The organism is Streptomyces sp. NPDC002817, from assembly GCF_053592055.1.
This window is the reverse complement of sequence record NZ_JBSFUY010000053.1, coordinates 12,982-36,757: the sequence shown is the minus strand read 5'-3', so window position 1 is coordinate 36,757 and position 23,776 is coordinate 12,982. Positions and strand designations below refer to the sequence as shown.

Sequence of the window (23,776 nt, the reverse complement as noted above, 5' to 3'; positions counted from 1 at the left end):
CACCACACCGGTGGACGTACAACTGGGAGGAACTGATGCCACCGAACGCCAGACGCACCACCCTGGCGGATATCGCCCGAGCGGCCGGCGTCTCCGTCGCAACGGTGTCCAAGGTGGTCAACGGCCGCGGTGACGTGGCGCCGCAAACCCGCGCCCGCGTGCAGGAACTGTTGCATCAGCACGACTACCTCGCGCCCGTGTTCCGCCACACCGAGGCGAAAGCAAGTCCAGTCATCGAAGTGCAGTTCCAGGGCAGCCTCAAGCCGTACGTGGCCGAGGCCCTCGAAGGCATCGTCGACTCCGCCGCCGCAGCAGGGGCCTCGGTGGCCATCAGCAAAGCGTCCCGCGCCCCGCACTGGGCCCGGGACCTGGTCTCAGCCGGGCGCCGCGCCCTCATCGCGGTCACCAGCGTGTACACCGCCGCGCACCTCAAGGAGTTGGCCCGGGCCGGACTGCCGCTGGTCGTACTCGACCCTCTGCACCTGCCGGACAGCCGGGTCAACAGCGTCGGCGCGACCAACTTCGCCGGCGGCCTGGCCGCGACCCAGCACCTGCTCTCCCTCGGCCACCGCCGCGTCGCCTATCTCGGCGGACCGGCCATGGCCGTGTGCAACCAGGCACGCATGCACGGCTACCGCGCCGCCATGGAGGCGACAGGAACGCCGGTCCCCGCCGCCTACGTCCGGCCCGGAGAATTCTCGTACCGCAACGGCCTGCTCGGCGCCGCGGCGCTGTTGGATCTGGAAGAGCCACCGACGGCGATCTTCGCTGGCAACGACGAGATCGCCCTCGGCGCCATCGAGACCGCCCGCGCCCGGGGCCTGCGCATCCCCGAAGATCTGAGCGTGGCCGGCTTCGACGACACGCACCTCGCTCAGATGGCCTCACCGCCACTGACCACCGTGCGCCAGCCGCTACGGGAGATGGGCGGTGCCGCCCTGCGCACCGCCCTGCGACTGGCCGACGGCGAGAAGGTCGAGTCCCACCACATCGAACTCGCCACCGAACTCGTGGTACGTGCCTCAACGGCGCCGCCGACAGATCTCAAGCGACCGACCATGTGTTCTGAGTCGTCCGCTTGACCAGGTCCTCTTCACCCGGCGGAACATCCTCTCCTGGAAGACAGTGCGTTTCGGCTCCCTGACCAGCTCTCGCTGGACCCACTCCCCCACCAGCTCCTCCCGGCGAGTCTTCTCAGGGCCTCCCTCGCCGGGACGTGGATCGCCTTGCGCACGGCCAGGGAGGCGATGGTGCGGCCGTCCACCACGGGGCCCTGGCAAACCCGCCGGCCTATGACCGCCGAGCGCCTCGGGATCGACGATGACGACGCCCTTGAGCACATCAACTGCGGCTACGGGGGCTCGTATCCGTTGGCCCCGACTATCAGGCGCAGGGCAAAACCGTCCTCGCGGGACCAGACGGGCGGGTCACCCCGGGCCGGGGCGATGTCGATCACCGGGGGACTCCACGGCGGATCCACCTGGATGGTCCTGCCGAGCAGGGCAACGGTGATCACCTCGCCCACCGCAGGCAACGACCAGTTCCGGTAGGACCAGAACGCCACCGCCACCATCGCCCGCATGAACTCGATACTCCACCTCACCCGCACCACGTGACACGGATACAGCCCGGTAGTCTCTGGGCTCGGTCGCCCCCGGGACAGGCTCGTAAATCCGATCGCTTATCAGTCTCTGCCGCCTATGAGCTCGTAACAGGATCACAGGTGAGCCTTCTCGGGGCGTCGCCAGCAGATGAGGCTGCATGCCAGGGAGACGAAAGCATCGTGGAGTTCAAGGCGTCGTTCACCTCGGATGGCGAGGCATTTGAACTGGTGAAGGAGGGCAAAGGCCTGCTCGACGACGTAGCGGAGTTTGCCCAGGCCCTTGATGTCCGGGGCGCCCTTACGGGAGATGACCGGCGTGACCCGGCGTGTGCGCAGTTCACAGCGGACTGCCCGGGAGTCGTACGCCCTATCGCCCAGGACGGACTCGGAGAGAAGGTGGGCGCGGCCCGGACGCCCGGCCACCGGCGGGATGCCGTCGACGAGGGCGAGAGTCCACCCTGATGTCGTTGACGTTCTCCGCGGTCGTGATGACGTGCAGCCGAGTGCCCTTCCCATCGCAGATCGGTTGGTGTTTGCTGCCAGCCTTCCGCCGATCGACCGGCGACGGACCGCTCGTGTCTGCCCCACTTTCGGCGCGGACGTGGGAGCCGTCCACGGGTCCGCCACCGGCTTCGGCCCCGGAGACCGCTCGGCCCAGGGCGGCACGCCCGACCAGGACCGTTCAACGGCAATACAGATGCGACAGGGCTCGGATCCAGACGGATCCGAGCCCTGCATGGCAGTAGCGGGGACAGGATTTGAACCTGCGACCTCTGGGTTATGAGCCCAGCGAGCTACCGAGCTGCTCCACCCCGCGTCGGTAGACCCCACCGTACGCCATCACCACAGACACTCGAGACCACCCTGATGAGCGATGCGGCAGCCCAGACCTCGCCAGGGGGCCGCGAACTTCCCGGCCCGGCCCCGCCCTTGCGTGTGAGACGAGGTCATGATGGCCTACTCGTGTCGGGAGCGTCGGCCATGACCTCGTCGTGCAGGCGGGCACAGATACGGGTGATCAGACGCGAGACGTGCATCTGCGAGAGACCGAGCTGCAGCGCGATGCGGCTCTGCGTCATCTCGCAGAAGAACCGCATGTAGAGGATCTGCCGTTCGCGTTCGGGCAGCGCCCGCAGCAGCGGGCGGAGCGCCTCACGGTTGACGACCCGGTCGAAGCCGGGCTCCGTGCCACCGAGCGTGTCTGCCAGTGAGTGACTGCGCTCGGAGCGGCTGGGAACCGCGTCCAGGGGCAGCGCGGTGAAGCTCTCCAGCGCCTGCTGGCCGAGCCGTACCTCCGCCTCGGTGAGGCCGGTGTGCACAGCGATCTCATGGACGGAGGGTTCACGGCCGTGGAGCGAAACGCACTCCTGGCCGGCGAAGCGGACCCGGCCGCGCAGCTCCTGTACGTTTCGCGGCACGTGCACACCCCACAGGTGGTCCCGGAAGTGCCGCTTCACTTCCCCGAGGATCGTCGGTATGGCAAAACTCGGGAAGGCAGTGCCGAGACTGGGGTCGAAGCGGAACACCGCCTTGACCAGGCCGAGTTGGGCGACCTGTTTGAGGTCCTCGAAGGACTCACCGCGGTGCCGGAAGCGCCGCGCGAGCCGTACGCCCATCGGCATCCAGGCGCACACCACCTCCTGCCGCAGCACGGTCCTCTCCGGACCGTCCGGCAGGGCGGCGATACGGCGGAACACTGCGTCGGTATCCGGGGTGTCGTCGTAGGGGCGTGCGCTTCGTGGCCTCTGCGTGCGTGCGTACGACATGGGCGCGTGACTCCCTCATCGGTGGCGTCGCTCACCGTGGGAGCCGGCGGACCGCAGCGCGCTGGGGAGCAGCGACAGCTGCTCCCACGGGCGTGCCTCCGGTCTGAAGCACCTCGGACGAGTTCCCGGGCAGACCGCCGTCAAACAGGCTCCGCGCCACGCAACTGCGGCCGCCCACGGGACACATGGGCGGCGAACGCAGCGCGCCGGAACGCCTGGCACGCTCTCCAGCGGCTGACCCCACACCGCGTACTCAAGGTGGCCAACGGGCAGCACGGCAGGCACCCTTGACCGATTCGTGTGGGAAGGATGCCGCGTGGTCGCCCCCGCCTCAGCATGATCTAGCGCGGAACCCCGGGCGTTCAGGCCCGGGAGGAAGCGCTTCTCAAGTTAGGGGTGACCTGCACGGGCGCACGGGTCTGCACTGTTGCCCTCAGTCGGGCCGCACCGTCGACGCCAGCCACCCCTTCGCCCGCACCCGGCACGTCACCGCCTTCCTCACCGCGCCCCTCGCCCGCTCCCGCGTCCACCAGGCCGCCACCGTCTCCTGGCTGCGGGTCGACGAGATGACCCGGAAGAGGATTACGCCCGCGACGGGGAAGTGAGTCCGGCGACTGCCGCGCTCCACCTCGACAACGCCGCACATGCGCTCCCCGACTACCTGCCGCCGACGCAGTGGCGCTCTCGAGCGCGCTGCCTGCTCAACGGCTGCGGAGTCAGGACGAGGCCAGGGCGGTGTTTGAGTTCCACGAAGAGGGCTACTCAGCGGAGGCGTCCGACGGCCGTCCTGGACGAAGGCACCGGAGAGTCGAACCCACAGCGTCCGGTGCCGTCCGCCGGGCGCGCATGCCGTCACCGGCGGTCTGCCAGATGAAGGCGCCGCAGCCCCCGGCGCAGCTCCCGCTGTATCGGTTCCGGGAGCGTCTCGTTCGTCGTCGTGGCGACCAGAGCCGCGGCAACGTCCCGGAGCTTGACATTGCAATGCTGCGACACGCCCACCAGCACATCCCATGCCCGCTCGCTGGAGCACGGCGCCAGTGCCATCACCATGCCGCGCGCCTGGTCGATCACCGCACGGCTTGCCAGCGCCTCCTCCAACTGCTTGTTCTTGGCGCGCAGTTCGACGACCTCGGCCAGCAAGACCGCATCCCTCACCGAATCCGCAGCCGCCAACGGCAGATGTTCTTCACGGGGCGTGGTCAGGTGGTGCATGGCGTATACCTCACAACACAGCCCTCACAGCCAAGTCATCGTGTTCAACGAGCGGTCAGCGGCGCACCAGTTGCCTCTCACCGGCTGCGCCAGGCTTGGAGGGCAGGCCGTAGAGCTTGAAGGTCTTCCTCCCGGTCGGCGCACAGCACGTCGTCGGTGCCGATCGAAGGAGCATGCCGCACCAGCGCTCCGACTCAGCCGGCCTTGCGGCCTTCGCTGTCGACGACATCGCGGGCGCGCCGTTCCCGGACGCCGGCTGCGTGGATCAAGGCCGCTGTCTACCTGGACGGCTCATCAGCCGGGGATGAGCCGTGCCCTTGGTCGTCCGCGTGAAGCCGCCGCAGGGCATGCCGTTGCGCCCGGTGCATCGGCCGCGGGAGCGGCTTGCCCTCCCAGGCGGCGACGATGGCTGCGGCCACCTCAGGAAGTTTGGTGTGGCACTGCCGCGAGATGTCGACCAGGAGGTCCCCGGCCGTCCCGTGTCTGCAAGGGGTCAGGATCATCATCATGCCGCGGGCCTGGTCGATGACCGCACAGCCGGCAAGCGCCCGCCTCAACTGATCGCTCTCGGCGCGCAACGCGACGAGATCCTTGCCGGTGGCTGCGTTCCCCCACGTGGCCTCGGCCCGCAACTTCCAATGATCCTCACGTAGCAGGGTTGTGCGATGCATGGCATGTACCTCTCAGCGATTTCGACATGCCCGGCCCGGCTGAAGCCGTCCGGAACACATGACTGCCAGGTCGCTCTGCAGATCACCGGTGGCGTTCGTGGTCCCTGCGATCCTCGCGCGTCCAGCGCGCCCGGTTCTGGCGGCTGTAGCGACGCTCCCGGTGGTTGTCGTAGTCCCGGTAGTTCCCGAAGCCGGAACCGGCGCTACGGCCTCGGATCCCGCCACGATTGTGGCCATAGCGAGTGGAGCCGAAGACCAACACCGCCGCGGCCAGCCACCAGAGGGGGTTGAGGAACCCGAAGCCGAACAAGATCAGGGCGACGATGAGAAGCGCGACGAACACGGCGGGCCTTCCCGGAGGCGGAACAAAACATCACTGCCGGGGGCCGGGGCCTGTTCGAACAGCCTAGTCCTCCCCGGGGGTTGTGGACAGCGGCCCACGTCAGCGTCCACCGCCAGGGCCGGATGGCCACTTGCCCTCTGTCCAGGGGTGCGGTGAGGGCCGGCGTGCGCGCTACGGCCCGAGCCCCGGCAGCGTCGATCACCTCTCGCGCTCCTTCGAGGGCGCACCTCGCGCATCAGTGCCGGTTCCCCGACCCGTTTGCCGACGGACTGCTCCCGCAGCCGGTGTCGCCACGCCCTTCCGGCGCCGCTTCGATGTGCCCTACGCGAGCAGCGTCCCCCCTGCTGCCCGCCGCGTCGCACGCATCCCACCGCAGGTGGCACGCATGTACGTACTGATCGTTCCGGCAGCACTCCCCTTCACCCTGCTCGCCACTGTGATGGGCCCGTCCTGATGGGAGGACCATGTCCTGCCGGCACCGTCGGCCGAGCCGGTCGAGGCTCCGTCTGTCCCGGCGGCCCCTGCCCAGTCCGCAGAACTGCCCCAGGTCGACACCGAGTTCACAAGGGCAGTTGTCGGGCGTTGACTGACGGCACGGCGTAAGGCTATGCCGCTCCCGATCACTCGGGCGCGCAGTATGCCGCCTTTCCTCTTCGCCCGGGCCCCGCAGAAGTCAGAAGATCTCCGCGATCTGGAGACCCGGCAATGATGCGCGCGCCTCGCGGCGTTCGTGGCCCGGACCGTACGGCCCGCGACGGCACGAGCGAGGCCAGGTGACCTCATTCATGGGGGGCGGGCTGTGCAGCGGCCGGGCGTGGAGACCACGGGTACGAGGCGCCCGGAGCACCGTCAGCCCGCCCATACCGTCACGTGGCTGCGAGGAGGATGGCGGTGTAGTGGGCGGTGAAGGCGGCGATGGTCAGGGTGTGGAAGACCTCGTGGAAGCCGAACCAGGCCGGTGAGGGGTCCGGGCGCTTGAGTCCGTAGACGACGGCGCCGGCGGTGTAGAGCAGACCGCCGGCGATGACGAGTACGACTACCGCGGTGCCGCCGGCGTGCGCGAAGTCGGGCAGGTTGAAGACGGCCACCCAGCCCAGCGCGATGTAGCACGGGGTGTACAGCCACCGGGGAGCCCCGATCCACAGGATGCGGAACGCGATCCCGGCCAGCGCGCCCGCCCACACCACCGTCAGCAGCACCCACTGCCGCCCTTCGGGCAGCAGCAGTACCGCCAGCGGGGTGTAGGTGCCGGCGATGATCAGGAAGATGTTCGCGTGGTCCAACCGCCGCAGAACCGCCTCCCCGCGCGGACCCCAGGTGCCGCGGTGGTAGACCGCGCTGGTACCGAACAGCAGACAGGCCGACACCGCGTACACCGAGCAGGCCGCCACTGCCGCGCCCGTGCGCGAAACGGCGATCAGGACGATGCCGCCGGCCAGCGCCAGCGGGAACACGCCGGCATGCAGCCAGCCGCGCATCCGCGGCTTCAGCGCAGCCGCCGCCCGCTCCACCCCGTCTTCCAGCCTGCTGGTGCTCGGCCCGGCGGCCGGCCGGTTGGTCGCGCCAGCAGGCGCAGCAGTCTCGGGGGTAGGCAGGGTGTCGGGCGGGGTGCCGGGGCGGGAGTCGAACTCCGGTCCGTGTTCCGGCGGCTGGGCGTCTTCGGCGGTCATGCGCTCATATTCTTGAATTGGGCTGGAGAGTGGGGTCTGGCGCGTCACCGTGGAGTGCGGGTCAGGCGCCGCCCGGGTGCGGGGTTGCGGTGCGGCGGTATTGGGCGTTGATGCGCTGGGCTTCTTCGAGCTGGTCTTCGAGGATGATGATGCGGCAGGCGGCCTCGATGGGGGTCCCCTGGTCGACAAGTTCCCGGGCGCGTGCGGCGATGCGCAGTTGGTAGCGGGAGTAGCGGCGGTGTCCGCCGGCGGAGCGCAGCGGGGTGACGAGGCGGGCGTCTCCGATGGCGCGGAGGAAGCCCTGGGTGGTGCCGAGCATTTCGGCCGCCCGGCCCATGGTGTAGGCGGGGTAGTCATCATCGTCGAGACGGCGGTACGAGTCGTCTGCTGTCATCTGACCTCTCTGGAACACGTGGAGGGCCCTGGCGCCGTGCGGCGCCAGGGCCCGAAGGAACTGCTACACCATCTGCCGGCCCTGTTACTGCGCCGGCCTTCTGTCACCGCACACCCGGCCGAGATGCTGCCGGGAATGCTGGGATCGCGGTTGCTTGACCGGAGACCACCTCACTATCGATGTCCTGCGGTACCCGGACTCACATACCGTCCGGGCGATCCTGATGGCGTCCCATTCCTCCGTTTCTCCCTCTGGGATCAATCACTTACTAAAGGGGACCGCGTACTGCTGGTGATGCGACCTGCTCAGCGGCCTGTGACAGCGCCGCTCTTCGGCAGCCAGCCCCGTTCGCCTGTCCTGCGTCTGCTCTGGCTTGGAACCCCACTGCCGAACCTCCCGGTGCGCGCGTCCGCAGCCGACGCCTTCACCGAGGTACCGCTCACTGGCTTCACTGCTGGTGGGTACTGCTCACGGCGGCCCCTGATCACTGCGGGCCACCCGGTCCGGTCGTCAGTCCCGTCACCGTCCTGAAACCCTGGCTCCGGAACTCCACCACCGCACCGTCCTGCGCATTGCAACTACGTACCGCTGCCCGGCAGTTCGTGTCTGCCGGGCCCTGATGTCTCTCTGGGCTACGAGAGAAACCATAGCCAGATCCACCACTGAATGTCTACTCCAGCCAGAACAGATTTCCTTGAGCTCCATGGCGAGATTCACAGGCCGTCCCGGCAAGACCGCGGTAGCGGGATCTGCGCGGGCCGCAGCGGCCGGTTCCCTGGGAGATGGCGCCTTCGCCCCGCCCAGATCTTGTAGCGGTCCATTAGGAATCGGTCTGCTGCCCGGCGCGGACCGCCTGGACGGCTTCGTGCTCGGCACGGTGGCGCAGGGTGATGTCAGCGACTTGCGGTGGCCCCGCTTGGACGTCGCGCACCTGGTGGGAGACGGAACCTCAAGACCGATACAGGCTCTGTCCGATCTGGGTGGGTCCACTGCTGGCCCAGGCCAGCGTGTCCTCCCCCAGCACCGCCGCCTCCTCGCCCCGGGCAGGCGCTGTGCGGGATCCTGTTCGTGCTGCACACCGGGAGGCCGACAGCAGTACGCGGTTCAGCCGGGGACTCCAGGCGAATGCTCTGCTGACTTCCGTGGCGGCTGCTCTGCCTCGCGCGGTAGCGGTACAGGAAGACCGGGACTGGGGCGGCCCTCCGGGAGTCTGCCGTCGCGCACAGCCGGCAGCCACCGTCTGTCCCGTGCGCGCTCACCATCGGGGCCGCGATCACGCTGCCGACCCGACGGCTTACCCGCCGCACGAACCGCCCCTTGGATTGCCGCGATGGCGCCCATGGCTACGTGACCGCTCGGCCGTCAGGTGTCGTACGCGCCGTTCCGCGGAGCCGAGAAGCCCAACCGATCCGGATAGAGCTCAGCCCAGTCGTGCTCGCCGTCCTCGTCCTCGGCATGGCACTCCGTGATGAGGCCGAAGACCACACCATCCACGGTGACCTGGAACGGCCGGATCGCGATGTCGCACCACTCACGCTCTGGGAAGCCGGCGAGGACTGCGGCCAGCCGGGCTTCCGCGCGGGCGAGCACGGAGCGCTTGGTCGTCGTCGACGGCGGGGCAGGACCCGAGATTCCTGTCACCGTCCTGGTCGGACTGCCCAACCGCCAACGGCTTCACCGTCGGCAGGTTCATCGCCGCCCGGGATGCCGCTCGGCGATTGGCTCGTGCCTGACGCATCATCAGCGCCTTGTGCGACCAGGACCGCTTCTACGGCGGGGACGGGGCCGTCGGCGTCGATACCGGCGTTGTCCTCCTGGCTCAGTTGTGCGTCCGGTCCCCCGTCCTCCGACCAGTCCCGCTGAGACAGCATGCGCGTCGGACTGGGCCGATGGAGACGGGTTCCCGCGTCACACCGTATCGGCGCCCCCCGACTCGGCCGGTCAGTCCGCCCAGACGCGTCGTGCGTAGTCGACGAAGTTCCGGCCCATGATCTTCTCGATCCGCTCGGTGGAGAATCCGCGCCGCTCCAGCAGGCGGATCAGTTCCCGGAACTGGTCCACGCCTCGCAGGTCGACCACGAAGGGGAAGGTGTCCGCGCGCTCCCCGGCGGCGGAGACCCCGGCCTGCTGCCGCCGGGTCACGTGCTCGGCCAGGTGGGCCCGGTAGGCGTCGAGGTCGTCGATGGCGGTGACCGGTCCGTCGGTGCCGATGCCGACGTGGTCCTCCCCGCAGACGTTCACGGCGTGCACGACGTGCTCGACGACGTCGGCGGCGCGTGCGTGGCCGGTGGGGCTCAGAAACGGCATGAAGTAGATGCCGACGAACCCGCCCCGGGAGGCGACCAGCCGCAGTTCCTCGTCGGTCTTGTTGCGCGGCAGGTCGGTCAGTGCCCGGCATCCCGTGTGGTTGATCGAGACGGGCCCGCGGGAGTGGCGCGCGGCCTCCAGGCAGGTGCGTTCGCCGCTGTGCGAGAGATCGACCATGAGGTGGCGGTCGTTGAGGGCGTCGATCACCTCTCGCCCGAAGTCGGTCAGTGCGGTGTCGGCGGACGCCATCGAACCGCCGCCGAGGTGGTTGGCCTGGTTGTACGTCAACTGCACCACTCGCACGCCGCGTTCGGCGAAGACGGCGATGCGGTCGGCGTCGTCGCCGACGGCTTCGGCGTTCTGAAAGCCGTAGATCACGCCGACGCGGCCGTCCCGTGCCGCGGTCTCGATGTCGGCGACGGAGGTGACCTTGAGCAGCTCGTCGGGGTGCCGGGCGAGGATGCCGTCCCAGACGTCGATCTCGTGCAGGGTGTGCTCGTAGGGCGGGAGGTCGCCCATGACGTAGCCCAGGGTGATGTTGACGGCGGTCAGGCCGGAAGCCCGTGCCTCGGAGAGCGTGCGGGCGTCAACGGTGAACTGTTCGCTGGTCGCGTTGAGTTCGCTCGCCGCCGCCTGCGAGCGCGGGTCGTTGGGGTTGTCGAGCTGCCCCAGCGCGTTGATGATCATCGGCGTGCCGGTCATCGGTTCTCCCGGGGGCGGTCGGCGGTGGGGGCGGAGCGGTGGAAGCGCCGGCCCCGCTTGACGGTCAGGGTGATGGTGCGCAGGTGGTCGATGTCGGCCAGCGGGTCGCGGGCGAAGACCGCGAGGTCGGCGAGTTTGCCCGGTTCGACGCTGCCGGTCAGGTCGCCCACTCCGGCACTGCGGGCACCGATCAGAGTGGCGGACCTGAGGACGTCGCGCTCGGGGATGCCGCATTGCCGTACCAGGAAGGCGAGTTCCTCATAGAGGGCGGGGAAGGGCTCCTCGGGCGGGGTCTCGTAGTCGGCGCCGGTGGCGATCTCGACTCCGGCCCGGTGCGCCTGTGTCGTCAGGGCGATCGCCAACTCGTTGTTGCGGGCGGCCCGTTCGGCGGTCTCGGGGTCGTCGCCGGCGAACTCGCGGGAGGCGTACAGTCCGGCGGTCGCGTCCAGGACGATGCCCCGCTCCCGCATCCGGGCGAAGAGCTTCTCCAGCCGCTCGTCCTCCCCGGTGACCAGGGCGGCGTGATCGACGGGCGGCTTGTCCCGGTACGAGGTCAGCGGCTCGGTCGCCGCCTCGTGGGCGAGGAGGGTCACGTGCGAGACGGCGTCCACGCCCGCCTCCACGACCTCGCCCGGCGCGGCGGGGAAGACGGCGGCGTGCGCCCAGACCGCGATCCCCTGCCGGTGCGCCTCCGCGGTGATCGCCGCGACGAGCCCCGCGTCGAGGTCGGCGTACACCTTGATGGCGGACGCGTACGTCCCGCGGGCGAGGGCCACCGCGAGCGGCAGGTCGGTCGTGTGCGTGACGGCCTGCATCCAGGGGACCTCGCCGGGCACCGCGCCCTGGCTGACCTGGTGGGTGCGGGGATCGTCGAAGAAGCCGGGGCCTGCCATGAGCGCCGCGTAGTGGATGTCAGGGCCGGCGATCTCGCCGACGCGGGTGGCCCGGGCGAGGTCGCCGATCTGACGGAGGTCGTCGGCCATGTCGCGGATGCCGGTGACACCGCTGTGCACCAGCCTGTCCAGCACGGCCTCGGCGGCCGGGCGGTCGGGCGGGGTGGCGAGGTGCTGATGGGCGTCGAAGAGCCCTGGGGTGACGAAGTGCCCGGTGAGGTCGACGATTTCGGCGCCCTCGGCGAGGGCGTCGGCGTCCTCGTCGGTCACGACCGCGCGGATGAGGGGGCCGTCCACCACGATCGACATCCCGGTGCGGGGCGGGCTGCCCGTCCCGTCGAACAGGGTGACGCCCCGGTAGACCACCGTCGGACCCGTTCCCCGCTCCGGCGGCGCGTACGGCGTGGCCGCCCCGGCACTCTCGCTCGTCATGAACACCGCTCCCTTGTTACGCTGTATGTAACATTGCTCTCGCTAGACGAAACAACCGGTACCCTACATCCGGATCCGGACGGTGCACACGCCGCACCGGGCCGTTCTCGCCCGACGTTCCGGAAGGGTTTCGATGCCGCAAGCGCAGCGCACGGCCGTGGACAAAGCGCTGGACCTCGTCGAGGCGGTCGCCCGCGCCCCCCGCCCGCCCCGGCTGACCGATCTCGCCGAGACGGTCGGACTGCACCGCGCCACCGCCTACCGGATCCTGGTGGACCTGGTGCGCCGCGGCTGGGTGCTGCGCGCAGACGACCGCTATCTGCCCGGTACGGCCGTACTGCTCCTGTCGGCCCGCGCGGCGCACAACTCGCTGACCACGCTGGCCCGTCCGGTGCTGGAGGACCTGTCCGGGCACACCGGTCTGATGGTCAACCTCCAGGTGCTGGAGCGCACCGGCTCCCGGGTGGTGGACGTCGTGCGGCCCGACCGGCTGGCGATGATCAGCACCCTGCTCGGCGAGACCCTGCCCGTGCACCGCTTCGCCGGACCGCTCGCCCTGGTGGCCGCCCTGCCGCGGGAGGCCCGCACCCCCTATCTCGACGCGGCCGTGGACGCCGGGCATCCGCTCGACGGTGACGCGGGGCTGCTCGCCGACCTCGCACGTGCCGAGGCCGACGGCTTCGCGGCCGAGGACGGGCGCAACGACCAGTTCGTCGCCTCGGTCAGCCGGGCCGTCGTACCCGCCGAGGGAGTGCCCGTGTGCGCGCTCACCGTCGTCGGACCGTCGGCGGAGATCGACGACGACCGCCTCGGACGGCTCCGTTCCGACCTCGCTGCCGCGGTCGACACGCTGGCGGGACTGCTCTCCGGGTCGCACCGGGAGGTCCGGGCGTGAACGACGTCCTCGTCCTCGACCGGGCCGCCACCCTCGCCGCCCTCGACCCGCACCGGCTCATGAGCGCCGTCTCCGATGCCCTCGTCGCCGTGGCCCGCGACCGGGTGTCCGCCCCGGCGCGGACCGCCGCCTTCGCCCCGAACGGGCTGCTCGGCGCTATGCCCGGATACGTCCCCGGCCTCGGCCTCGCGGCGAAACTCGTGTCGGTGTTCCACGACCCCGACCGGCCCGGCCGCAGCAGCCATCGGGGGGTGGTCGTGCTGTTCGACCCCGAGGACGGCAGCCCGATGGCGGTCCTGGACGCCGAGCCGATCACGGCCTGGCGCACCGCCGCTTCCGCCACGCACAGCGCCCTGGCCCTCGCCGGTCCCGGTCCGGTCATGGTGGTCGGCACCGGCGCCCAGGCTCGCGCGCAGGTCTCCCTGCTGGCCGTGGTGCGGCCCGGCGTGCCCGTCACCGTCGCGGGCCGCGACCCCGAGGCGGCCCGCGCGACCGCCGCACTGCACCCCGAGGGTGGGGCGGCGGACATCGAAGGCGCCGTGCGCGAGGCCGCGACGGTGTACTGCTGCACCGGCGCCACCCGTCCGGTCATACGCCGCGCCTGGCTCGCTCCGGGCACCCACGTGAGTTCCGTCGGCGGCTCCCACGGCCCCGAACTGGACGCCGAGACCGTCCAGGACGCCGACCTCTTCACCGAATGGCCCGGCGCCGCCACGACCCCGCCGCCGTCCGGCGCCCACGAGTTGCAGGATCTGCCCACCGAACGCGGGGTCACTCTCCTCGGCTCGGTCCTGGCCGGCGAGGCCCCCGGACGGCGCTCCCCCGAGGCCCTGACCGTCTTCAAGTCCACCGGACACGCGGCCCTCGACGTGGCCGCCGCGCACGTGGTGCACAGGACGGTGACCGGGCGCATTGGGCGGTAGCCCCGGCGCCGGCCTCTTGTCCTGCAACGGTGAGGCAACCTGCCGCGAGCCACGAGGGTTCCGCCATGATCCGGCTGCGTCCGCTTCGATGCCCTGGACTATCGGCGCGTCCGGTTCTCCCAAGTCTCCGCTTGGCCAAGCGACCGCGACCGACACGGTTTCCTGCCCGCCTGGAACTGCATCCACCTATGTGCACGGAGGCGGAGGTGGACCAGGCTGTTCCTGCCAAGGCAATGGGCGTCCCCCGCCGGAAGGGAACCGACGGCCCATGAGCCTGCCCACCGCCAGTCGGCGGTGACCGCCACGGAGGCGACCGGCCTGGTCTCCGAGGCCCTCGTCGTCGACGCCCGCCGGCTGTTCGGAGGGAATCTTCTGCAGCGGCGGCATCTGCTCGGCCGCCGCCGCGAACCTCCTGGCGGGGAACGACTTCGAGGCGGTCACCATGTCCCGCGGGCTGGTCGTGCGGCGCGCGGTGGGCGGCCGCCTCTCGCCCCACTTGAGCAGAGGCGGCGGACGCCGTACGACGGGCCGGGCGCCGGCCCAGCCACAGTGACCGGCCCAGCGTCGTGCGGTGCGGCCGCGTCGCTCAGCTCAGTCAGCGACTTTGCTGCGGTTCTGGTAGGCGAGGTCGTGATACTCCGAGTGCCGCGCGAGGTAGGCCGCGATGAAGGGACAGGTCGCCAGCACCGCCAACTCCCGCTCTCGAGCGTCCTCCAGGACGGCACGCGCCAGGGCCGAACCGAGGCCCCTGCCGTTGTAGGCGGGGTCCACCTCCGTATGGGGATAGACGACCAGCTCATCCGTGCGCAGGTATTCCGCGAGACCCACCCGCCGCCCGTCGATCCGCACCTCGAAGCGCGACTCCTCGGGAACGTCGACGACCTCCACCGTGCTGCTGCCCTGGTCGGTGTGCGGGGACATGGCCATCTCCTGAGGTCGCGCCGGGGAACACCCGAGCGTAGTCGATCATGCGACGGAGTCGGCCGGCAGACGTCTGCCGCGGCGGATGGCGGGCACACGCAGATCCAGAACCCACAGGGAGGACGAAGTGAACGAGTTCCAGACCGACCAGGTACCGACGGCCGGACACACCCCGGACGACGCTCTCACGGGCTACCACGTGCACGCGATGGACGGAGAGGTCGGCAAGATCGGCGCGCATTCCGCGGACCTCGGGCCACACCATGCGGTGGTGCACACCGGTCTCCCGCTGCTGGGCAAGGACGTGGTGATCCCGTCCGAGTCCGTCTCGGGCATCGACCATGCGGCCCGGACCGTACACCTGAGCTGGACCAAGGACCAGGTCAAGGCGGCGCCGGTCTTCGACGAGGAGCAGTACCTCGGCGACCCCCACTACCGCGACCAGCTCGGCGGCACCCAGGGCTCGGGCCACTGACCCGGGCCTGAGCAGCTTCCTCGGCGACTGCGATCGGGTTGCGCCGCGCTCTGCGAGGACAGCTGCGGGGTCCTGCTCGGCGCGTCCGTGCGGTGGCGGCCGAGACGGCCCCTCACTTGCCCTGCGCGGCCGAGCGGGCGCGCCCTCTCCCTCGCGTCCAGGGGGCGTATCCGCGACACTGCCGGCGAACGGCCTGCCGCTGCCCGGGAGCTGGACCACACGCCACACCCACCTCGGCGGCCGGGCTTTCGATATCGCGAGCAGGCAGATCAGTTGAAGGTGCCGCCACCGCAGGGGCACAGATTTCCCCGGGCTCGTATGAGTCCGCCGGACGTCACTCGCGGTCCCGTCGATCGCTCCACGGAAGCAGCCGTCGGCCTGAGGGATTGGGCGGACCGCCCGCACATCCTGTCCGAGACCGCTACGTCCGCGCGAAGAAGGAAGAAGCCGTCGCTGTGGAGGCGCTGGTCCCACTGGAGTGAGAGGCAGTCCCGGCCCGCTCCAGGCTTGCAGCCCTGGAGACAGCACAGGCGGAGTCGGATGCCAACAGGGACTTCGCGGAACGCCGCCCGGATGTCATGGACCGGATCGCGCCAGCTCCCGCCGAACGGATGGTGCTGCCGGAACGGCTTCCCGGTCTGACACCGGCCGAACAGTTCATCGAGAACGCCATCAGCGCCGATGAACTGGACGATGCGCTCACAGCACGCTGATCAGATCGTCCGGGAAGCCCTTTTCACGTCCCGTTCGGGGCTCGGGTTGGGGCGTGCCGCCCTTCGAAGACCTGGGTCCTCCTTCGGATCTTGACGGTTCCCGGATGGCACTCCCTGCTCCTGGGGCTGGGAATGCCCCGACGTCGGGCGCCTGCAGATTCCTGAGGGCGAAGTCCCGGGCCTGTCCGCCGGGCGGGCGAGGCCACAATCCGGTGGCCACCTTCTCCCCAACTCCCCTAGGGTCGCTGGGATGACGCACAACACAGTTGATCCGGCGACGATCACACCGGAGATGGCTGTTCAGATTCGCACGTGGCGATGCGATGAGGACTACTCCTGGCGCGCTGTGGCGCAGGCCGCGTCCGGCCTGTGGGGGTCCGAATGGGGCAGCAATCAGCTCTTCGGAGAGGACCTCTGCGTGGCCGCAGCGACGCTGCTGGGCGAAAACCCCTGCCGGGAACCTTGGAACTGATTCTCGGGTCCTCCTGGTTCAGCGGGCGGACCCGCTGAAGATGCCGGCGATATGAAGTCCGGCTCGGAAGACGGTGGCGGTCTTCTCATAGCGGGTTGCCAGGCCGCGCCAGTTCTTCAAGCGGTTGATGCAGCGTTCGACGGTGTTGCGTCGTTTGTAGGCCTAGCGGTCGAACAAAGGTGGACGTCCTCCTCGGCGGCCTTTGCGCTTGCGGTTGGCGACTTGATCGCTGGGGAATCAACGCCCGGATCCCTCGCCTGCGTAGGTGTTCGTGGATGGCCCGGGACGAGTAGGCCCGGTCCGCCAGGACCACCAGGGGCCGCGCGTGTGGTCGGCCGATCGCTCTGGGCACGCGCAGTGCGGCCATGACGTGCTCGAACGCGGGCGCATCATTCGCCTGACCGGGCGTGAGGACAAAGCACAACGGTCGGCAACGGCTGTCCCCGGCAAGGTGGATCTTCGTCGTCAGCCCACCGCGGGAGCGTCCGATCGCGTGGTGGCCGGACTAGGTGGCCGGGGCCCCCTTTTGCAGGCCCCGGCCGCGTGCTGATGGGCGCGCACGATTGTGGAATCGACCGCGAGGACCCAGGCCAGGTCTCCCTCGGCATCCGCCTGGGCGAGCAGGGCATGCTCCCCGGCCACTGGAACACCGCCGCGGCCGTCGAGGCCCAAGCGGCCGACGCCGCCCGCGCCCTCGCCCGCACGTCAGGAGAGGCTCATGCCCGTACAAACCGCTGACTTCACCCTCGCCGCCGAGCGCGTCGGACGGGGGAAATACGTCAGCCTCACCACCTACCGCCGCAACGGCCGGGGGGCGCGACACCGGTGGGCTGCCTCGTCCACGACGGGACGATCTATGCACTGACCCCGCCCGACACCGGCAAGGTCAAGCGGATCCGCAACAACGGCCAGGTGACGGTAGCCCCCTGCACCATGAACGGGACCGTCGCCGACGACGCCCCGGTCGCCGATGGCACGGCCAGACTCCTCGACGCGGCTGAAACGCGGCACGTCCAGGAGCTGATGAAGCGCACGTTCTTCCTCTACCGGCTGGTACTTCTGGCCGACCACGTTCTGCGCCGGCCTCGCCCGCTGGTCGGCATCGCGGTGCCCGCCGCCCCGACGCCCGACAGGGAGCTCATCCCCTCCTGATCGGCTTCCTCGCCGCCCCTTACCAGCCACAGTCGGGACGGCAGCGCCCCGTCCTGCGGGCCATCCTCCACCTCACCGAGTCCCTGCCCCTTCCGTCGTGGCACTGCTGGTCGGTGCCGTCGCGAAGGCAATGGGTCACCACGACAAGACCGCCAACCGGCTGGTCACCCAAGCCAAGGAAGCCTGAGTGGGCGGTTCGTGATCCTGATGCCCCGGAAGACTCCAGGCTGGCATACCGCAAGAAGGCAATCGCCGGGTGCGCCTGGGGGTGTCACGGCCACAGAGGTGGATCGCACGCGAGGCAACTGCGCACCACGCCATCACAGGAAGCGAGAGCTGGTCACCGGACCCGAGGACGACAGACTCGTCCGCTCGCCCTGCAGCCAGGTATGGCGGACAGCGGACACGAAGTCGGTGAGCTTCTCGACCGGTTCGGCGGGCGTCGCGCCGTCCCCCTCGTCGGGCGCGGCGTCGGCAGCCAGGATATCCGCGGCGATCTCCTCCTCCGGCCTGCTGTCGGGCGCGCCGCGTTCCGCGACGCCGTTCTCTCCGGCGTGCAGTTGCCCTTCCCAGGGCGCCGTCGCTGACTGGTGCAGCAGGGTGACGCTGTCGGCGGTGACCGCCGGTGGGTCGGTCCAGTTGCTCGCGTGTTCGTGGAGGATCTGGCCCGGCGTCCGTTCGAAGAGCCGGCCGAGGGTCTCCGGGCCCTGCTCGGCGCCGGCGACCTCGTTCAGGTCGTACGCGATGACCACCGTGTCTTCGCGTTCGGGTGCGAAGGGCTTCGCCGGCAGTTCCAGCAGCTGGGCCGCCGCGAGGCCGAGGATGCGGCTGCCCCGGTCGGGCAGCAGGGACACCGACGTGGGACGCGCCCCGGCGGCGCTGAGGACCGCCTTCAGCCTCAGCAGTCCGCGCAGGCACTGGCCGTGGGTGTCCTGCAGCCAGGCGAACCGCCCGGTCATCCCCGCGTCGAACCCATAGGGGGACAGGGTGGTGAGTACGGTGCCGCCGATGACGTACTGCCAGCCCCGCAGATCGGTGGCGTCCAGTGGGCTCACCGGTTCGGCCTCGGCGGCCCTCGCCAGCATTGCGCGCTGACGGGCCTGCGCGGGCAGCCACATCTCGTCCTGCGGATCGGGCAGCCGTGCGTGATGGCGGCGGGCCAGGGCGAGGTCACCGGCCATGACGGCGTTGAAGACCAGCAGATAGCGGTCCGGCCAGTCGACGAGGATGTTCTCGTGCGCGGTGAGTACGCCGACGGCCTCGCGGTGCCGGCCCTCGCGCTCGTATGCCGATACCAGTTCCCGCAGAATCCCGGCGGAGTCCGGCGCCTGCCGCAGCGCCTCGCGCAGAGCGGGTATCGCCAGATAGGGCACGCCGCGCTCGATGCATGCGTACCCGAAGTCGTAGAGCGCGCGGACCTTTCCGGGACCGGCAGTCAGGGCGTCGGCAGCGGTGCGCAGGTCGTCGAAGCCTGCACTCCTGGCGGCCCGGCCGGCCACGAGTGCGAGCTCGTCAAGCGGCAGGTCGTCGGTGCCGTGCCGCAACTGGCGCAGGGCACCGGGCAGGTCACCCTCGTCGAGGGCCTGCCAGGCCTGGAGGAGTTCAGGGGTCTTGGGGCGGCGATTCCTGCGCGAGAACATGACAAGGATCTTCACCGATGATCGCTGTCCCCCTCAACCGCATTACGCGGGCGGGAGGCACGGTCGCCGCACGTCGCACCGCCGGACCCGTCCGGCACGTTCCGGCTTCCCCGAACAGATCAACAACGTGCCGGGCACTCGGCCATGATCCGCTATCCGATGATCTTCGAAGACAGGCCCGCGTGATCTGGCACTCGCAAGCCTTGATCACCTGGGGTCGATCCGGGTCAGGCCTCTTCCGCCGGGCCGTTCACGGGCCACTCCCCCCTCGGACGGGTCATGCTCCCGGGTTCCGTGGCGTCCGGTGAGGCAGGCGGCACGTGGCGGGTGCCGGATCGGAAGGGGGCCAGGCCTCCGCCGTAGGCGACAGCGGGGCGCCGTCCTGCCGCGACGACCTCGTACGGCACGGCGCTCTGCCGAACGGGACCCGCCTGGCCGAACCGCACCCCTTCGGTTCACCCTCTGTCCTCCTTCCCTAACTGGCCGTACACTGTCAACTCGGGGAAATTCAGGCGTGATTGACTGGGGGAGCCGTCATGTCCTGGGACCAGAACGCAAATCCGGACTTCGCTGTTCCACCTATGCCGAGCGCACCGCCGCCCGCTCCGGCGGACCCCTGGCGGGCTTTCGCCGTGGGATTGCTGAACCTCAGCGGCCTGGGGCTGGGCTATGCCGTCGTCCGCCGTTGGGGGTTGACGATCGCGTGCCTGGTGGCCACGGGGATCCTGCTCGTCGTGGCACTGCCCGCCGATCCGAACGGGGTTCCGGGCACCCTGTTCGTCCTGTATCTGATCCTGTTGGCGGCGGCAGCACTGCACGGTGCGCGGCTGGGCCTGCGCACGCGCCTGGCATGGCTGCCGAGCGCGCTGGTCGCGGCGGTGCTCAGCGTCGCGTTGCTGGCCGTACCCGCCGGCGGATACCTGCTGTATGACCAGGCACGTGACGAGGCCACTCAGCAGATGCTCCTGGACCGGCTGGCCACAGCGGACGAGCTGGTGGAGTCGGCCGGGACGCAGGCCTTCGAAGTAGCGCAATCCGACTACCGCAGGGCACTGGCCATCTACCACGGTCTGGCCGCGGACCATCCGACGTCACGGGCTGCCGCCGAGGTGCCGAACCGCCTCAGGACCTACTACACCACCGTCGGCGCCGCGTACGCGGAGAAGAACTACTGCGGGGCTGTGGCGCCGTTGAAGTACCTGCGTACCGTGCCGCGCACGATGGACAAGCAGACGCTCGGATCCCTGTCCAGCTGGCCCGACGACCGGCTGGCGACCTCGCTCTACGAGTGTGGGACGGAGTCGATGAGCGGTGACAGCGCGTCCTGGACCGCACAGTGGGGCGAACTGCTGACGACGTTCCCGAAGTCCGAACAGGCTCAAAAGGTGGGGCCCGCTATCGACACCAAGGTCGGCGAGGCGGTCACGGCCGTGGGCGGCAGCGATCCCTGCGCGGCCGTTGAGCGCCTGGGCTCCCTGTCCACGCAGATTCGCGGCGTGTCGGGCGAGGAGGCCGGACTCACCGATGCCCTCGACCAGGCCGCCGACCGGGCGGAGCGGAACGCGGCGTCAGGGACGTACAACTGCGGTGTGGACCAGTACAAGGACGGCAGTTTCAGCGACGCCGTCACCACCATGGACACGTTCATCAAGGACAACCCCGACAGCCCGAAGCGGAGTCTCGCCCGGAAGGTGGCCATCGCCGCGGAGGTCGCTCAGACGGTCCCGGCGGCCGGCAAGCGTCTGCCGACCACCCGCTCGGGCGGCAGCATCACCGTCACCGTCAAGAACGACAGCCCCGACAAGGTCACCGTCCTGTACACCGGCCCGGTGACCGGGAGCTTCACCCTCAAGGCGTGCGGTGGCTGTTCCACCTATTCCGCACTGGGCAGCCCCCTCGGGCTCGACTCGAAACCGTGCAGCGACAGCGGCAAGAAGTATCCGCAGAAGACCATCCAACTGCCCGCCGGCACCACCTACTTCGTCCACAAGTCCCAGGAAGGGATCGGCAACACCCCGGCCTCGGACACCGCCAAGCTGGAGCCGGGCTACATCTACACCGAGTGCGCCTACACGACGAGTCTCGGCTACTGACCGAGACGAATCGTCGCGGTCAGCCCGCGCCGGCAGAACACCTCATCCACGATCTGGTGCCCTCCGAGTCCAGGACTGTGCTTACGCTCCTCGGGAGCCGTCTCAACGGCGCCAACCTGGCCGGGGCGGGCAGGGATCACGGTCACTGACGGGCTCTGCACGCATGCCGGTGCCAGATTCTGCGCGCTACGACTCCGAACGCCGAGCGAGGAGAACAGGCGGCGGCTGCGAGACGGCGTCAGGAGAGGACTCTCTTACCTGATCGGGCCCGGTACGTCTTCGACAGGACGCCGGCCCGCAGCACCGGAGCGCTGCTCGGCCAGCTCGCCCTGGGCTGTCTCACGCTCGTCGTCCCGGTCAGCGCGCTGCTGGTGTGGACAGATCCGCAGGGGCCGTACTCCGTGGCGGAGCGGCTCATCGACGTATGGCGCACCAGTGCTCAGACATTGCGGCTGAGCGGAGTGGCGGGCGCTCCCCTGCGGACGCCGCCGGCCGCGGTTCTCGGTCTCATCGCCCTGTTGTGCGTGCCGACGGTCGTGGGCGTCATCGCCACGGGTCCGGGCGACCGGCCGGCGGAACTGCGCCGGGGCGACTCCACCGTGCTCGAACACGGTCACGCCGTCGTGCTCGGCCGGTCCGATCAGGTCTTCACCGTGGCGGCCGAGTTGTCCGCGGCTTCATCCTGCCGCGCCTTCCCCTGCTTCGCCTACAACTTCTCAACTCAGCCCTGCCGTCCGGGACTTCTCTCGTCGCACCTCTTGACGGCTTTGGCCTAGACCTTTAGGTTCACCAGCCAGCAGGCCCTCCACGCATGCATTCTCTGCACACATACGTGAACGCCCGTGTCCCCTCTCACCGCCTTCACGCCAGCGGCGTCCACCCCCCACCTCAGGACGAAAGGCTCCTCACTATGCAACGCCTCGCCCTGCGCTGCGCTCTCGCCCTCTCGCTCGGCCTCACCGCCGTAGGCACGCTTGCGGCTCCCCCCGCCTCTGCCGCCACTGGCATGATCACCGGCCTGGCCGGCAAGTGCCTCGACGTGGCCGGCGCGAGTTCGGCCGACGGCACGGCCATACAGCTCCACGACTGCAACGCCACCGCCGCCCAGCAGTGGACGGTCGGTTCCGACGGCACCATCCGGGCCCTCGGCAAGTGCCTCGACATCACCGGCAGTTCGACGGCCAACGGCGCCCAGCTCCAGCTCTGGACGTGCAGTGGCGGCGCCAACCAGAAGTGGACGGTCAGCGCCGCGCGCGACATCGTCAACCCCGCCGCCAACAAGTGCCTGGACGTCACAGGCAACTCCTCCGCCAACGGCACCCGCACCCAGATCTGGACCTGCACCGGCGCCGCCAACCAGAAGTGGAGCGCGCCCGCGGCCGACGGCGGCACGACTCCGCCCGGCTCCGCGCCGATGGCCGTGGCGCCGTACCTCTACAACGGCTGGGGCGATCCACCCAGCCCGACGACCGTCATGAACGCGACCGGCGTGAAGTGGTTCACCCTGGCGTTCGTCCTCAGCAACGGATACTGCAATCCGCAATGGGACGGAGGCCGGGCGCTGACAGGCGGAGTCGACCAGCAGACCATCACCACCGTGCGCGCCAACGGAGGCGATGTCATCCCGTCCTTCGGCGGCTACAGCGGCAACAAGCTGGAGAGCTCCTGCTCCAGCACCGGCGAGCTGGCGACGGCGTACCAGAAGGTCATCAGCGCCTACTCGCTCAAAGCGATAGACATCGACCTCGAGGCCGACGCGTACAGCAACGCGACCGTGCAGCAACGGACCGTGGACGCACTCAAGACCATCAAGGCCAACAACCCGGGCACCAAGGTGTACGTCACCATCGGCACCGCGCAGAGCGGTCCCGACACGAGTCTGATCAACCGGGCCGCGTCCTCCGGGCTGGCCGTGGACGCCTGGACGATCATGCCGTTCGACTTCGGCGGCGCGGGCCAGAACATGGGAACGCTCACCCAGCGAGCGGCCGAGGGGCTGAAGAACGCGCTGAAGAACGCGTACGGCTACAGCGACGACGCCGCCTACCGGCACATGGGCATCTCGTCGATGAACGGCATCACCGACGACCACGAGACCGTCACCCCCGCCGACTTCCAGACCATCCTCAGCTACGCGCAAGCCCATCACCTGGCGCGGTTGACGTTCTGGTCCGCGAACCGTGACCGACCCTGCCCGGGTGCCTACCCGAACGACGACACCTGCTCGGGCGTGAGCCAGAGCAACTGGCAGTTCACCAGCATCTTCGCCCGGTACACCGGCTGACGTGCGCGCTCCGCACCCGCACCCCGACTCCCCTCACCACAGCAATATCCGCGCTCCGGCAGAGAAGACCGACCGGCCCGCCATCCCCTCCCGAGAGCGGTCATGGCAGCGGCTGCCACCGGATGAACGGCAACCGGACATCGGCGAACCGTCCGACTACGGCAGCCGTCGCCTGCCTGAGCAACTACCCGTAGACCACATGGAAAGGATCGACC

At 69.7% G+C, this 23,776-nt stretch carries 26 protein-coding genes and 1 tRNA gene; 12 read left to right on the top strand and 15 right to left on the bottom strand.

What is annotated here, in order from left to right; genetic code table 11:
• Positions 1–35 precede the first annotated feature (35 nt).
• Positions 36–1,082, top strand: coding sequence for a LacI family DNA-binding transcriptional regulator (locus ACWD3I_RS46260; protein WP_365409251.1), 1,047 nt, complete (start codon positions 36–38; stop codon positions 1,080–1,082).
• A 269-nt stretch (positions 1,083–1,351) separates the two neighbouring features.
• On the opposite strand, the gene ACWD3I_RS46255 is transcribed toward ACWD3I_RS46260, so the two are convergent.
• Complete coding sequence (locus ACWD3I_RS46255) at positions 1,352–1,603, bottom strand: hypothetical protein (protein ID WP_365409254.1); 252 nt, start codon at positions 1,601–1,603, stop codon at positions 1,352–1,354.
• A 180-nt stretch (positions 1,604–1,783) separates the two neighbouring features.
• Between ACWD3I_RS46255 and ACWD3I_RS46250 the strand changes: the two genes are divergently transcribed.
• Positions 1,784–2,065: a hypothetical protein gene (locus tag ACWD3I_RS46250; RefSeq protein ID WP_365409257.1), complete on the top strand. Its 282-nt coding sequence runs from the start codon at positions 1,784–1,786 to the stop codon at positions 2,063–2,065.
• 281 nt (positions 2,066–2,346) lie between these two features.
• Here ACWD3I_RS46250 and ACWD3I_RS46245 read toward each other — a convergent pair.
• The 11 genes from ACWD3I_RS46245 to ACWD3I_RS46195 all read right to left on the bottom strand — a co-directional run bounded on the left by ACWD3I_RS46245 (position 2,347) and on the right by ACWD3I_RS46195 (position 11,993).
• Positions 2,347–2,420, bottom strand: a tRNA-Met gene (locus ACWD3I_RS46245).
• A 130-nt stretch (positions 2,421–2,550) separates the two neighbouring features.
• Positions 2,551–3,369, bottom strand: coding sequence for a SigB/SigF/SigG family RNA polymerase sigma factor (locus ACWD3I_RS46240; RefSeq protein ID WP_365409260.1), 819 nt, complete (start codon positions 3,367–3,369; stop codon positions 2,551–2,553).
• Between the two features lie 433 nt (positions 3,370–3,802).
• Positions 3,803–4,015 (bottom strand): hypothetical protein, encoded by a 213-nt coding sequence (locus tag ACWD3I_RS46235; protein WP_365409263.1) that lies wholly within the window; start codon positions 4,013–4,015, stop codon positions 3,803–3,805.
• A 206-nt stretch (positions 4,016–4,221) separates the two neighbouring features.
• The gene (locus ACWD3I_RS46230; RefSeq protein WP_365409265.1) at positions 4,222–4,581 is read right to left on the bottom strand and encodes an ANTAR domain-containing protein; all 360 of its coding nucleotides are present in this window, start codon (positions 4,579–4,581) and stop codon (positions 4,222–4,224) included.
• A 278-nt stretch (positions 4,582–4,859) separates the two neighbouring features.
• The gene (locus ACWD3I_RS46225; protein WP_365409268.1) at positions 4,860–5,252 is read right to left on the bottom strand and encodes an ANTAR domain-containing protein; all 393 of its coding nucleotides are present in this window, start codon (positions 5,250–5,252) and stop codon (positions 4,860–4,862) included.
• Positions 5,253–5,334: 82 nt separating this feature from the next.
• The gene (locus tag ACWD3I_RS46220; RefSeq protein WP_365409270.1) at positions 5,335–5,595 is read right to left on the bottom strand and encodes a hypothetical protein; all 261 of its coding nucleotides are present in this window, start codon (positions 5,593–5,595) and stop codon (positions 5,335–5,337) included.
• Positions 5,596–6,461: 866 nt separating this feature from the next.
• Positions 6,462–7,265 carry a PAQR family membrane homeostasis protein TrhA gene (gene trhA, locus ACWD3I_RS46215; RefSeq protein ID WP_365409272.1) on the bottom strand — a complete coding sequence of 268 codons (804 nt, stop codon included), beginning with the start codon at positions 7,263–7,265 and terminating at the stop codon, positions 6,462–6,464.
• 61 nt (positions 7,266–7,326) lie between these two features.
• The gene (locus ACWD3I_RS46210) at positions 7,327–7,659 is read right to left on the bottom strand and encodes a MerR family transcriptional regulator (RefSeq protein ID WP_365409275.1); all 333 of its coding nucleotides are present in this window, start codon (positions 7,657–7,659) and stop codon (positions 7,327–7,329) included.
• 1,362 nt (positions 7,660–9,021) lie between these two features.
• Positions 9,022–9,300, bottom strand: a complete 279-nt coding sequence (locus ACWD3I_RS46205) for a hypothetical protein (protein WP_451084400.1) — start codon at positions 9,298–9,300, stop codon at positions 9,022–9,024.
• Positions 9,301–9,600: 300 nt separating this feature from the next.
• Positions 9,601–10,668 carry a dipeptidase gene (locus ACWD3I_RS46200; protein ID WP_365409278.1) on the bottom strand — a complete coding sequence of 356 codons (1,068 nt, stop codon included), beginning with the start codon at positions 10,666–10,668 and terminating at the stop codon, positions 9,601–9,603.
• The gene (locus ACWD3I_RS46195) at positions 10,665–11,993 is read right to left on the bottom strand and encodes an amidohydrolase family protein (RefSeq protein WP_365409281.1); all 1,329 of its coding nucleotides are present in this window, start codon (positions 11,991–11,993) and stop codon (positions 10,665–10,667) included. Before ACWD3I_RS46195 ends, ACWD3I_RS46200 begins: the two co-directional genes overlap by 4 nt.
• Positions 11,994–12,126: 133 nt before the next feature.
• On the opposite strand from ACWD3I_RS46195, the gene ACWD3I_RS46190 reads away from it, so the two are divergent.
• Both ACWD3I_RS46190 and ACWD3I_RS46185 read left to right on the top strand, forming a co-directional pair.
• The gene (locus tag ACWD3I_RS46190; protein WP_365409284.1) at positions 12,127–12,888 is read left to right on the top strand and encodes an IclR family transcriptional regulator; all 762 of its coding nucleotides are present in this window, start codon (positions 12,127–12,129) and stop codon (positions 12,886–12,888) included.
• Positions 12,885–13,811: an ornithine cyclodeaminase family protein gene (locus tag ACWD3I_RS46185; RefSeq protein WP_365409287.1), complete on the top strand. Its 927-nt coding sequence runs from the start codon at positions 12,885–12,887 to the stop codon at positions 13,809–13,811. Before ACWD3I_RS46190 ends, ACWD3I_RS46185 begins: the two co-directional genes overlap by 4 nt.
• 591 nt (positions 13,812–14,402) lie before the next feature.
• Here ACWD3I_RS46185 and ACWD3I_RS46180 read toward each other — a convergent pair.
• Entirely contained in the window at positions 14,403–14,732 is a 330-nt protein-coding gene (locus ACWD3I_RS46180; protein WP_365409290.1) for a GNAT family N-acetyltransferase, read from the bottom strand.
• 127 nt (positions 14,733–14,859) lie between these two features.
• On the opposite strand from ACWD3I_RS46180, the gene ACWD3I_RS46175 reads away from it, so the two are divergent.
• The 3 genes from ACWD3I_RS46175 to ACWD3I_RS46165 all read left to right on the top strand — a co-directional run bounded on the left by ACWD3I_RS46175 (position 14,860) and on the right by ACWD3I_RS46165 (position 16,392).
• On the top strand, positions 14,860–15,207 hold the full coding sequence (locus ACWD3I_RS46175; protein WP_365409293.1) for a PRC-barrel domain containing protein: 348 nt from the start codon (positions 14,860–14,862) through the stop codon (positions 15,205–15,207).
• Between the two features lie 578 nt (positions 15,208–15,785).
• Positions 15,786–15,920, top strand: a complete 135-nt coding sequence (locus ACWD3I_RS46170) for a hypothetical protein (RefSeq protein WP_365409296.1) — start codon at positions 15,786–15,788, stop codon at positions 15,918–15,920.
• Positions 15,921–16,170: 250 nt separating this feature from the next.
• The gene (locus ACWD3I_RS46165) at positions 16,171–16,392 is read left to right on the top strand and encodes a hypothetical protein (protein WP_365409299.1); all 222 of its coding nucleotides are present in this window, start codon (positions 16,171–16,173) and stop codon (positions 16,390–16,392) included.
• An 85-nt stretch (positions 16,393–16,477) separates the two neighbouring features.
• Here ACWD3I_RS46165 and ACWD3I_RS46160 read toward each other — a convergent pair whose 3' ends face one another.
• On the bottom strand, positions 16,478–16,849 hold the full coding sequence (locus tag ACWD3I_RS46160; RefSeq protein ID WP_451084401.1) for a transposase: 372 nt from the start codon (positions 16,847–16,849) through the stop codon (positions 16,478–16,480).
• A gap of 92 nt (positions 16,850–16,941) precedes the next feature.
• Here ACWD3I_RS46160 and ACWD3I_RS46155 point away from each other — a divergent pair, with 92 nt between their 5' ends.
• Together ACWD3I_RS46155 and ACWD3I_RS46150 are read left to right on the top strand one after the other, a co-directional pair.
• Entirely contained in the window at positions 16,942–17,130 is a 189-nt protein-coding gene (locus tag ACWD3I_RS46155) for a hypothetical protein (protein WP_365409302.1), read from the top strand.
• Positions 17,131–17,217: 87 nt separating this feature from the next.
• Entirely contained in the window at positions 17,218–17,544 is a 327-nt protein-coding gene (locus ACWD3I_RS46150) for a PNPOx family protein (RefSeq protein ID WP_365409305.1), read from the top strand.
• Between the two features lie 320 nt (positions 17,545–17,864).
• On the opposite strand, the gene ACWD3I_RS46145 is transcribed toward ACWD3I_RS46150, so the two are convergent.
• Positions 17,865–19,184 (bottom strand): tetratricopeptide repeat protein, encoded by a 1,320-nt coding sequence (locus ACWD3I_RS46145; RefSeq protein ID WP_365409308.1) that lies wholly within the window; start codon positions 19,182–19,184, stop codon positions 17,865–17,867.
• A gap of 536 nt (positions 19,185–19,720) precedes the next feature.
• Here ACWD3I_RS46145 and ACWD3I_RS46140 point away from each other — a divergent pair.
• The 3 genes from ACWD3I_RS46140 to ACWD3I_RS46130 all read left to right on the top strand — a co-directional run bounded on the left by ACWD3I_RS46140 (position 19,721) and on the right by ACWD3I_RS46130 (position 23,561).
• A complete protein-coding gene (locus ACWD3I_RS46140; RefSeq protein ID WP_451084399.1) occupies positions 19,721–21,277 on the top strand; it encodes a hypothetical protein in 1,557 nt (518 codons plus the stop codon).
• Positions 21,278–21,678: 401 nt separating this feature from the next.
• Positions 21,679–22,053, top strand: coding sequence for a hypothetical protein (locus ACWD3I_RS46135; protein WP_365409314.1), 375 nt, complete (start codon positions 21,679–21,681; stop codon positions 22,051–22,053).
• Positions 22,054–22,187: 134 nt separating this feature from the next.
• The gene (locus ACWD3I_RS46130; RefSeq protein ID WP_365409317.1) at positions 22,188–23,561 is read left to right on the top strand and encodes a ricin-type beta-trefoil lectin domain protein; all 1,374 of its coding nucleotides are present in this window, start codon (positions 22,188–22,190) and stop codon (positions 23,559–23,561) included.
• The last annotated feature ends 215 nt before the right edge of the window (positions 23,562–23,776 follow it).